This is a genomic window from Streptomyces sp. NPDC060027 (assembly GCF_042737005.1).
GTDB lineage: Bacteria > Actinomycetota > Actinomycetes > Streptomycetales > Streptomycetaceae > Streptomyces.
On record NZ_JBHWVI010000279.1, the window covers coordinates 1 to 9,916 of the forward strand.

Genomic DNA, 9,916 nt, shown 5'->3' on the forward strand with positions numbered 1-9,916 from the left:
GGCCTCGGGGCGCGGTGCGGGGAATCGCGCGCGGTCCCTCCTGGCGGACCGTGGTGATCCGCCGCATGACCTGGTCCTTGAGGGCCGGACCCGGCGTGGCGGTGACGGCCAGGCCCAGCCGCGCGGCCGCGGCGGTCAGTTCCCGGACCTCCTGCGCACAGGCCTCGCAGTCCGCGGCGTGGCGCTCGAACCGTTCACGTTCGTCGTTGGCCAGCGCGTGCAGCGCGTACGCGCCGGTCAGTGTGTGCAGGTCCGTCGTGGTCACGCCGTCACCCCCAGGCAGTCACGCAGTCGGATCAGACCGTCGCGCAGGCGGGTCTTGACCGTGCCGAGGGGAAGCGCGAGCAGCTCCGCCACCTCCCGGTAGGTCAGTCCGCGGTAGTAGGCCAGCGTCACCGACTGGCGCTGGAGCTCCGTCAGGGTGCGCAGACAGCGCCGTACCTGCTCACGTTCCAGACGCGCCTCGACCTGCTCGATCACCTCGTCGAACTCGGGCGTCCGGTCGAGGAGGGCCGCCTTGTGCTCCCGCGCCGCCGAGGCCTCGACCGAGCGCACCCGGTCCACGGACCGCTGGTGGGCGAGGGTGAGGACCCAGTTCGTCACCGAGCCGCGCTCGGGCCGGTAGCGGGCGGCGGTCCGCCACACCTCGACCAGTACCTCCTGGGTGACCTCCTCCGACTGTGCCCGGTCGCGCAGCACCCTGCGCACGATGCCGAGGACGGGACCCGCCACGACGTCGTAGAGCGCGGCGAACGCCTGCTGGTCGCCCCGGGCGACCCGGGCCATGAGATCCGGCAGGTCCGGCTCCGCAGACGGGCTTCTCCCGATCTCCACGGCTTCCTTCACGGTGTGGTCCTCCAGGACGCGTTGACGGTTCGGAAGTGATCCGAAGCCGGTCGGGCGGCGGATTGGCCCCGGGCCGGAAAGATCCGGACGGGCCGGGACGCATGGGTGCGCCGGGGCACGGGGCGGCACGCGGTCGGCGTTCAGACCTCCGCCGCCGACCCCAGACCGTCGCGCAACTGGTGCAGACCGCGTCGGGAGTGGCTCTTGACCGTGCCCAGCGGCAGGCCGGTGCGCTGCGCGATCTGTGTCTGTGTGAGGTCCTCGTAGTACGCGAGATGCAGCACCCGGCGCTGCGGTGTGGGGAGCTTGGCCAGCTCGTGCCGGACCAGGACACGGTCGAGCGCCGCTTCGGGCCGGGCCCGCGTGTCGTCGGCGAGGACCAGGAGGGCGCCGGCCGCGCCGACCAGCTCGGTGCGCCGGGTCCGGGCGGACAGCGCGTCGGCGATCTTGCGCCGGGTGATGCCGACGAGCCACCCGGCGAGTGTGCCGCGCTCCGGGCGATAGCCCCGCCCGCCCCGCCATACGGCGAGGAACACCTGCTGGGTGACGTCCTCGGCCTCGCGCGAATCGCCCAGCGAGCGCCGGGCGAGCGTGTGGACGAGGGGGGCCCAGCGCCGGTACGCGGCGGCGATCGAGGCCTCGTCCCCGTCGATGATGCCCCGCGCCAGGTCCGCTTCCGCGATCGCGTCCGTGATCGCGGAAGCGGGCTCGGCGGTCCGCTGTTCGACGGTCGGATCTGCGCTCATGGCCACGGCTCCTCGCTCCGGGCGCCTCCTGCGGCGGGCCCCGTGAACCCATCGTGTGAATGATGGGACAGAGGCGACAACTCGCATCGTTTCTGCGTCGTATAGTCGCCGTATGGGTGAGAGCCGGACGGATCAGGGGCGGGGACCGGGCACGGGATCCGCCGAGGCCGGTGTCACCACCGGTGCGCTGGCCCGTCGCCTCGGAGTCTCACCCACCACCCTGCGGTCCTGGGACCGCCGGTACGGCGTGGGGCCCGCGGTCCGTTCCGACGGGCGGCACCGCCGCTGGACGCCTCAGGACGTCGCGATGCTCGAGGAGATGTGCCGGCTGACCTCGGCGGGAGTGCCGCCCGCGGAGGCGGCCAGGGCCGCGAAGGGCGGGGCCGACCCGGTCGCGCCCGAGGCCGATGCCCCGCCCGGCCAGGACGATCCCCTTTCGCGGGCGGCCGGAGCGCTGCCCCTAGGTGACGCCCGGCAGGAGTGCAAGGGTCTCGCGCGCGCCGCCGTACGCCTCGACGCGCCCTCGGTGGACGACCAGTTGACCTCACTCATCACCCGGCACGGCGTGGTCGCCGGCTGGGAGGAGGTGATGGTGCCGACCCTGCACGCGGTGGGGCGCAAGTGGGAGTCCGCCGGGGACCGTTACGTGGAGGTGGAGCACCTGCTGTCCTGGCACATCTCCCGGGTGCTGCACCGCGCTCCCGGACCGGCGGTGCCCGGAGTGCCGACCGCCGGCACGGGACCCGTGGTGCTGGCCTGCGTGCCGGGCGAACAGCACTGCCTGCCGCTCGAGGCGCTGCACGCGGGGCTCGTCGAACAGGGCCTGCCCACCCGGATGTTCGGCCCCGCGGTGCCCCCGGAGGCGCTGACCGCGGCGGTGCGGCGGCTCGGGCCGGTCGCCGTCGTGCTGTGGTCCCAGACCCGTTCCACCGCCGACCGCCCGCTGGCCCGGCACATCGCCGCCACCACCTGGGGCGTCAAGGGCGCCCGCAGCCATCCCGCCGTCCTCCTGGGCGGCCCCGGCTGGGCCGGACGCGCGGAGCCGGGCATGCTCCGGCCGCCGGGACTGCGGGACGCGCTCACCGCGCTGGCGGGTCTGGCCGGCGGCTGAACCGGCCGAGGTCCACCGCTCCGCCGCGCACGGGTCCGCAACCCCGCGCGCGGGGTTGCCCTCGCCGGTGCCGATCAGCCCACGGTCGGCGTCGGAGAGGGCTTCGTGGCGGCGCCGCTGCCCGCGGGCGGCGTCAGGACGACGACCGGCTCGCCGGGCTGCGGCGCGGGAGGCGTCAGATTGTCCTTGGGCACCTTCGGGAGGGTCGTCTCCTGGATGATCACCTGCTCGAAGTCGACCAGTCCGGTCTTCTCCATCACGGTGATGTGGTCCAGCACGGTGTCGTTGGCCTGGTCGGCGAGCTGACGTACGAGGGTGTTCTCGGTCGTGGCGCGGATCTTCGCGACGGTCGAGAAGATCTGTCCGTGCGTGATGCGCAGGATGTTGGCGAAGTCGGTGTCGAACTTCTTGCCGCTGTCCGCGCTCAACGTCGCCACGAAGCCCTGCTGTTGCGGGGACGGCTTGTTGGGCAGCGTGATGCCGAGCTGTGTCGCGATCTTGCGGCTCGTGTCGTCGAGCCCCGCATGCCCCGAGATCAGGTGCTCCCCCGCCGTACGGACCGCCGGTATGGTCCCCTTCTGCAGGGCCAGTTGCCCGACCGGGTACTCCCACAGCCCCGCCGCGCGCACCTTGACGACGAAGTCGCGGTCGGCCTCGGTCAGCGGACCCGAGGACGGATTGGCGATGATGCGCGTCGAGGTGGTGGACGCGGTGGACACCCCCAGCATGGCCGGATAGGCGAGCGCGGCGAGGGTCAGGGTCAACGCGCCGGTCACGAAGAGTGTTCCCGCGTTCCGTGCAATGCGCACTGAGCAGCCTCCTGGGGCGGGGCGGCGCCCCGGAGCCGTTGACTCCGGTCGGCCGCGCGGTGGATCCGGTGCGGAGGGATCCGGAACGAGTGGTTGGACGACCACATGTACGGCGTCAGGCCGGAAAGAAACCTCTTCTCCGGGTAAAATCCCGGCAGTTCTGCTCGGCCGCCGAGTCTCCCGAGTCGCCCGGTCACGGCTCCGACGCCTGGTCACGGCCGCGACGCCCGGCCACGGCTCCGACGTTCAGTCGCGGCCCCGGGCCTTCTTGAACCGGGCCAGCCCCTCGGACAGATCGACGATCGGGTCCGGGTAGTCGTAGGCCGCCCGGTCCAGACCCCGGAGCTTCCATGGCTCGTGCACGGCCCGACCCGCGAGCCCCGCCAACTCGGGCACCCAGCGCCGGACATACGTGCCGTCCGGGTCGTACTTTTTGGCCTGGGTCACCGGATTCAGGACGCGGTTGGGCCGGCTGTCCGTGCCCGTTCCCGCCATCCACTGCCAGTTGAGCTGGTTGTTGGCGACATCGCCGTCCACCAGCAGGTCCAGGAAGTGCCGGGCCCCGACCCGCCAGTCCACGTACAGCGTCTTGGCCAGGAAGCTCGCGGTGAGCAGGCGCCCGCGGTTGTGCATCCAGCCCTCGTGCCGCAGTTGCCGCATGGCCGCGTCCACCACCGGATAGCCGGTCCGCCCCTCCCGCCACGCCTCGATGTCGTCGCGCGCCTCGGCGGCCGAGCGCCAACGGTCGTGCTGGGAGCGGTAGTCGGCGGCGGACGCGTCCGGCCGGGCGGCCAGCACCTGGTGGTGGAAGTCCCGCCACGCCAGCTGCCGTACGAACGCCTCGGCGCCCGGACCGCCCGCGGCGGCCGCCCGGTGGACCAGCTCGACCGGCGACAGCGTGCCGAAGTGCAGGTGGGGGGAGAGTCGGGAGGTGGCGTCGCCGGGCAGGTCGTCATGGCGGTCCTCGTACGCCCCGATCCCGCCCCGCAGCCAGGCCGTGACGCGCTGCCTGGCCTCCGCCTCACCGCCCGTGGCCAGCCCCGGCGACACTCCGGACACCTCCGAGCGGGACGGGATCTCCTCCGAGCCGACGCCCTCCGGCACCCGGACGGCCCGGGGCGCGGCGACCGTGTCCCGCAACGGCTGCCGCGACCACTGGCGGTGGTACGGCGTGAAGACGGCGAAGTGGTCGGAGGACGCCGGAGTGACCGCGCCCGGAGCCAGCGCGGTGATCACCGTCTCGTGGACGTGCAGACGACACCCCTCCGCCTCCAGCGCGGCGCGCAGCCGCTCCTCCCGGCGGTGCGCGAAGGCGCTGACCCCCGCCGCCATGTGCACCTCGTCGGCGTCCGCCTCCGCGACCGTCTTGGCCACCTCGGCCACCACGTCGCCGGAACGCACCACCAGACGGCCGCCGCGCTCCCGCAGCCCGGCGTCCAGATCCGCCAGACAGTCGGCGAGGAAGGCCATCCGGTTGGGAACGGTGAACCCGGCCTCCGCGACGGCCTCGTCGCGGACGAACAGCGGTACCACCGCGTCGGAACCGTCGAGGGCGGCCCGCAGCGGCGGGTGGTCGTGCAGCCGCAGGTCCGAGGTGAACAGGACGACAGAGATGGTCATGGTGTGGCTCCGGGGCAGGTCCGCGAGGGGTACGGCGTCGATCTGCTTCGCCTCGGCCGGCTCCCGCGGATGCGGGGTCAGCGGGTGAGCGCGGGTTCCTCCCGCCCGGCGGGCGTGTTCTTCACGGCGGCCTTCGCGATGTTGCGGGCCATACCGCCGAACACCACGGAGTGGAACGGCGAGACGCTCCACCAGTACAGGTGGCCGAGCAGCCCGTGCGGATGGAACAGGGCACGCTGGCGGTAGCGCGTGCGCCCGTCGTCCGTCACCTCGGCGTACATCTCCAGCCAGGCCAGGCCCGGCAGTCGCATCTCGGCGCGCAGCCGCAGCAGATGACCCGGCTCGATCTCCTCCACGCGCCAGAAGTCGAGCGAGTCGCCGACGCGCAGCCGGGCGGCGTCCCGGCGCCCGCGCCGCAGCCCCACCCCGCCCACCGCGCGGTCGAGCCAGCCGCGCACCGCCCAGGCCAGCGGGAAGGAGTACCAGCCGTTGTCACCGCCGATGCCCTCGATCACCCGCCACAGCGCCTCGGGCGACGCGTCCACGGTCAGCTCGCGGCGGTCGGTGTAGAGACTGCCGCCGGCCCAGTCGGGGTCGGTGGGCAGCGGATCACTGGACGTCCCCGGATACGAGGCCGACGACCAACGCGTGGTCACCTGGGCGTCGCGCACCCGCTGGAGCGCCAGGGACACCGACGAGTCGAAGCCGATCGGCCGACCCGGGGGATCGGGAACGTACCGGACGATGTCGTGCTCGCGGCACACGACCTCGTGGCGCAGCGACTCGGTGAGCGGGCGCGCGATGGACGCGGGCACCGGGGTGACCAGTCCGACCCAGTGACTGGACAGCCGGGGCGTGAGCACCGGCACCGGGAAGATGAGCCTGCGGGGCAGCCTGGCGATGACCGCGTACCGCCGCATCATCTCCAGGTAGGTGAGGACCTCGGGGCCGCCGATGTCGAAGGCGCGGTTGACCTCCGCGGGCATCCGGGCGCTGCCGACCAGGGTGCGCAGTACATCGCGTACGCCCATCGGCTGGATCCGGGTGTGCACCCAGCTCGGTGTCACCATCACCGGCAGCCGCTCGGTCAGGTAGCGCAGCATCTCGAAGGAGGCCGAGCCGGAGCCGATGATCACCGCGGCGCGCAGCACGGTGGTCGGTACCCCCGATGCCATCAGGATGCGGCCCACCTCGGCCCGCGACCTGAGGTGGGGTGACAACTCCTCCTCCGGTACGCCCGCGGGAGTCAGGCCGCCCAGGTAGACGATGCGCCGCACTCCCGCCGCGCGAGCCTGTTCGCCGAAGATCCGGGCCGCCCTGCGGTCGGTCTCCTCGAAGCCGTGGCCCGTGCCGAGGGCGTGCACGAGGTAGTACGCGACCTCGCACCCGTCCATCGCGTCGGCGACGGAAGCGGCGTCCGTGACGTCTCCGCGCACCACCTCCGCCTCGCCCGCCCAGGGGTAGTCGCGCAGCTTGGCGGGGGAGCGGGCCAGACAGCGCACCCGGTACCCCTCGGCCAGCAGCTCGGGGACCAGCCGTCCGCCGATGTAGCCGGTCGCACCGGTCACCAGACACCTCGGTCCGGTGGGGGCGTCGTCGTCGCTCATGGGTCCTCCGTCGGTCGCTGCCGTTGCCCCCGCTGTCCGCCCCCTCCTGATCCCTTCCCCGTCGGCGCCACCTGTGGATGCGCCGTACGGGACGGCCCGGCGCGAGACGGCCGTACGAGGGACGGACCGCGGACTTCTATAGGCTGATCGCGTGGCCAGACGAGACGACCGTGACGACCGGACGGGTGACCCGGTCCCCGACGCGGGCCGGGAGCCGGAGCGCGCTCCGGTGACGGATCTCCAGGCTTTCGCGGTCCAGTTGCGCCGCATGAACGGCGAGATCAACCGGCTGGTCCACGGCTTCGCCGGGGAGCACGGTCTGCATGCCACGGACGTGCAGGCCCTCGCCGCGATCCTCGACGCGCCCGAGCCGCTCACGCCCGGCCGGCTCCGCGAGCATCTCGGACTCACCTCGGGCGCGGTCAGCGCGTGTCTGGACCGGCTGGAGCGCGCGGGCCACATCCGGCGCGTCCGGGAGAGTCCCGATCGCAGAGTGGTCCACCTCCACTACGTGCCGGATGCCAAGTCGGCCGCGCGCGCCCACTTCCGGCCGCTCGCCGAGGTCACCGCGAGCGTGCGGTCCGGCTTCAGCGAGGACGAGCTGTCGGTGGTCCTCCGCTTTCTGACGGAGATGAACGAACACCTTTCCGGCGTGCGCTCCCCGGGGCGCTGAACCCGTCCGTCCGCAGGAACGTCCCGACGGCCCGCCTGCTCCTGTCGTCGTGTTCCGGCTGCCGGTGGGTCATGGGTCATGGGTCATGCGGCCGGTCGCGGTCCGGTGCATCCGGATGGGTGCCGGGTCCGGAAGCGGGGGCGTGGTCTACGATCTGGCAAGATATCTCAATGATTGAGATTCTTTATTGTTGAGATACCTGTCCCACCTGCGCGTGAAATCTGGAGAGCGATGTCCATCACCCCGCGACGGGCCCTGTGGCTGATCCCCGTCGTCCTGCTCGTGGCCTGGCTCGGCATCGGAGGCACCCTCGGCCCCTACGCCGGCAGACTCGGCGAGGTCGCCACCAACGACCAGGCCGCCTTCCTGCCGCGCAGCGCCGAATCCACGAAGGTGGTGACCCAGCAGAGCGCCTTCCGACAGGCCGAGACGCTGCCCGCGATCGTCGTCTGGACCGTGGACGGCGACGGTTCTGTCGCCGGGGCCCAGCGGTCCGCCGCGAGCGGAGCGCTCGCCTCGCTTACCGGCGCCCCCGGCGTGGTCGGCCGTGCGTCTCCCGCCCTGCCGTCGCGGGACGGCAAGGCACTGGAGGGCGTCGTCCAGCTCAGGCCCGACCTCGGCAAGGAGCTCCCCGACGCCCTCGACCGCATCCGCACCGCGGCCGAACGCGTCCCCGGAACGACCGCGCAGGTCGCCGGACCCGCGGCCAGCCAGGCCGACCTCTCCGACGCCTTCGCCGGAATCGACGGCCTCCTCCTCGGGGTGGCCCTGGCGACGGTCCTGGTGATCCTGCTGCTGGTCTACCGCAGCGTGCTGCTGCCCTTCCTCATCATCCTCGGCGCGGTCTTCGCACTGGGCCTGGCCTGCGCCGTCGTCTACGTCCTCGCCGACCACGACGTCGTCCGCGTGGACGGTCAGGTGCAGGGCATCCTCTCGATCCTCGTGATCGGCGCCGCGACCGACTACGCCCTCCTGCTGACCGCCCGCTACCGCGAGGAACTCGCCCTGCGCACCGACCGGTTCACGGCCGTCCGGGCCGCGCTGCGGCAGTCCTGGGGCGCGATCGTCGCCAGCGCCGGAACCGTCGCCCTCGGACTGCTCGCGCTGCTGCTCAGCGACCTGACGAACAACCGGGCGCTCGGCCCCGTGGGCGCCATCGGCGTCGTCTGCGCCGTCCTGAGCACGCTCACCTTCCTGCCCGCCGTCCTGGTGCTGCTCGGCCGCGCCGCCTACTGGCCCGCCGGACCCCGCCCGGCGGGGAACGCGCGGACCGGCAGCGGCATCTGGAACCGGGTCGCGGATCTGGTGGACCGCGCGCCGCGCAAGGTCTGGGCGATCGCCCTGGCCGGGCTCCTGGCCTGCGCCGCCTTCGCGCCCACCCTCACCGCGAAGGGCGTCCCCCTCGACGAGATCTTCGTCAACGACGCGCCGTCCGTCGCCGCGCAGGAGACCCTCGGACGCCACTTCCCCGGCGGTTCCGGGAACCCCGCCGTGATCATCGCGGACGCCGACCGCGTCACGCGGGTCACGGCCGCGGCGCGCGCGACGGAGGGGGTCGCGTCGGCCGCCGCGGTGACGGCCTCCGGGCAGCCCGGCGGGGGAGAACCCCAGGCCGTCGACGGCCGGGTGCGTGTCGACGTCACCCTGCGGTCCGCCGCGGACAGCGACGCGGCCAAGGAGACCGTCGCGCGGCTGCGCGAGGCGGTCCACGCCGTGCCGGGCGCCGACGCGCTCGTCGGGGGCTACACGGCCCAGCAGTACGACACCCGGCAGACCGCCGAACGCGACCGCACGCTCATCGTGCCCGTGGTCCTCGCCATCATCCTGGTCATCCTGATCGGCCTGCTCCGCTCGCTGCTGATGCCGGTCCTTCTGGTGGCCACCGTGGCGCTCAACTTCCTCGCCACCCTGGGCATCTCGTCACTCGTGTTCCGGCACGGATTCGGCTTCACGGGCACCGACGCGTCCGTTCCGCTGTACGGCTTCGTGTTCCTGGTGGCTCTCGGAGTCGACTACAACATCTTCCTGATGTCCCGGGTCCGTGAGGAGTCGCTGCGCCACGGGGTGCGTCAGGGTGTGCTGCGTGGACTCGTCGCCACCGGCGGAGTGATCACCTCGGCGGGCGTGGTGCTGGCCGCGACCTTCGCCGCCCTCGGCGTGATCCCGCTGGCCTTCCTCGTGCAGATCGCCTTCATCGTCGCCTTCGGCGTCCTGCTCGACACCCTGGTGGTCCGCTCCTTGCTGGTGCCCGCACTGGTCCGCGACATCGGCCGCCGTGCCTGGTGGCCGGGGACGCTGAGCCGCGAGCCGGAGCCCGGTCCCGTGCCCTGCGAGGTCGAGCGCGTCGGGGTGTGAGAGCACCGGGTTCACGGGGGACGGATGCGAGAGGCCCGCATGCGAGAGGCCCGGGTGCGACGGGGCCGGGTGCGACGGGGCCGGGCAGGTCGGCCCCGGAGTGACTGGGCCGGGCAGCTTGGCTCAGGTGTGACTGGGCCGTGCAGGAG

9 protein-coding genes are annotated in these 9,916 nt (G+C 73.0%); 3 read left to right on the top strand and 6 right to left on the bottom strand.

The genetic code is table 11. The annotated features are described in order from the left end of the window. The 3 genes from ACFWBT_RS38520 to ACFWBT_RS38530 form a co-directional block, all read right to left on the bottom strand. On the bottom strand, positions 1-265 hold a 265-nt coding region (locus ACFWBT_RS38520), incomplete at its 3' end, for a zf-HC2 domain-containing protein (RefSeq protein ID WP_385708140.1). Then, positions 262-846 carry a sigma-70 family RNA polymerase sigma factor gene (locus ACFWBT_RS38525; RefSeq protein WP_266755291.1) on the bottom strand — a complete coding sequence of 195 codons (585 nt, stop codon included), beginning with the start codon at positions 844-846 and terminating at the stop codon, positions 262-264. The genes ACFWBT_RS38525 and ACFWBT_RS38520, both read right to left, overlap by 4 nt. A gap of 140 nt (positions 847-986) precedes the next feature. Continuing rightward, the gene (locus ACFWBT_RS38530; RefSeq protein WP_385708143.1) at positions 987-1,592 is read right to left on the bottom strand and encodes a sigma-70 family RNA polymerase sigma factor; all 606 of its coding nucleotides are present in this window, start codon (positions 1,590-1,592) and stop codon (positions 987-989) included. A gap of 112 nt (positions 1,593-1,704) precedes the next feature. Here ACFWBT_RS38530 and ACFWBT_RS38535 point away from each other — a divergent pair, with 112 nt between their 5' ends. Beyond that, the gene (locus ACFWBT_RS38535) at positions 1,705-2,703 is read left to right on the top strand and encodes a MerR family transcriptional regulator (protein ID WP_385708146.1); all 999 of its coding nucleotides are present in this window, start codon (positions 1,705-1,707) and stop codon (positions 2,701-2,703) included. A 74-nt stretch (positions 2,704-2,777) separates the two neighbouring features. Here the strand turns inward: ACFWBT_RS38535 and ACFWBT_RS38540 are convergent, their stop codons facing one another. From ACFWBT_RS38540 to ACFWBT_RS38550, 3 genes are all read right to left on the bottom strand, one after another. Further along, a complete protein-coding gene (locus tag ACFWBT_RS38540; RefSeq protein ID WP_385708160.1) occupies positions 2,778-3,479 on the bottom strand; it encodes a DUF4142 domain-containing protein in 702 nt (233 codons plus the stop codon). Positions 3,480-3,758: 279 nt separating this feature from the next. After that, entirely contained in the window at positions 3,759-5,132 is a 1,374-nt protein-coding gene (locus tag ACFWBT_RS38545; RefSeq protein ID WP_385708149.1) for a cryptochrome/photolyase family protein, read from the bottom strand. A 77-nt stretch (positions 5,133-5,209) separates the two neighbouring features. Beyond that, positions 5,210-6,739 carry an SDR family oxidoreductase gene (locus ACFWBT_RS38550; protein ID WP_385708152.1) on the bottom strand — a complete coding sequence of 510 codons (1,530 nt, stop codon included), beginning with the start codon at positions 6,737-6,739 and terminating at the stop codon, positions 5,210-5,212. Between the two features lie 151 nt (positions 6,740-6,890). Here ACFWBT_RS38550 and ACFWBT_RS38555 point away from each other — a divergent pair, with 151 nt between their 5' ends. After that, positions 6,891-7,412 (top strand): MarR family winged helix-turn-helix transcriptional regulator, encoded by a 522-nt coding sequence (locus ACFWBT_RS38555; RefSeq protein WP_385708155.1) that lies wholly within the window; start codon positions 6,891-6,893, stop codon positions 7,410-7,412. A 231-nt stretch (positions 7,413-7,643) separates the two neighbouring features. Then, positions 7,644-9,767 (top strand): MMPL family transporter, encoded by a 2,124-nt coding sequence (locus ACFWBT_RS38560; protein WP_385708158.1) that lies wholly within the window; start codon positions 7,644-7,646, stop codon positions 9,765-9,767. Positions 9,768-9,916: the final 149 nt, after the last annotated feature.

Bases quoted from the DNA above. Each gene is read 5' to 3' on its own strand.
- ACFWBT_RS38530 (WP_385708143.1), bottom strand. From the start codon at position 1,592: ATGAGCGCAGATCCGACCGTCGAACAGCGGACCGCCGAGCCCGCTTCC.
- ACFWBT_RS38535 (WP_385708146.1), top strand. From the start codon at position 1,705: ATGGGTGAGAGCCGGACGGATCAGGGGCGGGGACCGGGCACGGGATCC.
- ACFWBT_RS38545 (WP_385708149.1), bottom strand. From the start codon at position 5,132: ATGACCATCTCTGTCGTCCTGTTCACCTCGGACCTGCGGCTGCACGAC.
- ACFWBT_RS38550 (WP_385708152.1), bottom strand. From the start codon at position 6,739: ATGAGCGACGACGACGCCCCCACCGGACCGAGGTGTCTGGTGACCGGT.
- ACFWBT_RS38560 (WP_385708158.1), top strand. From the start codon at position 7,644: ATGTCCATCACCCCGCGACGGGCCCTGTGGCTGATCCCCGTCGTCCTG.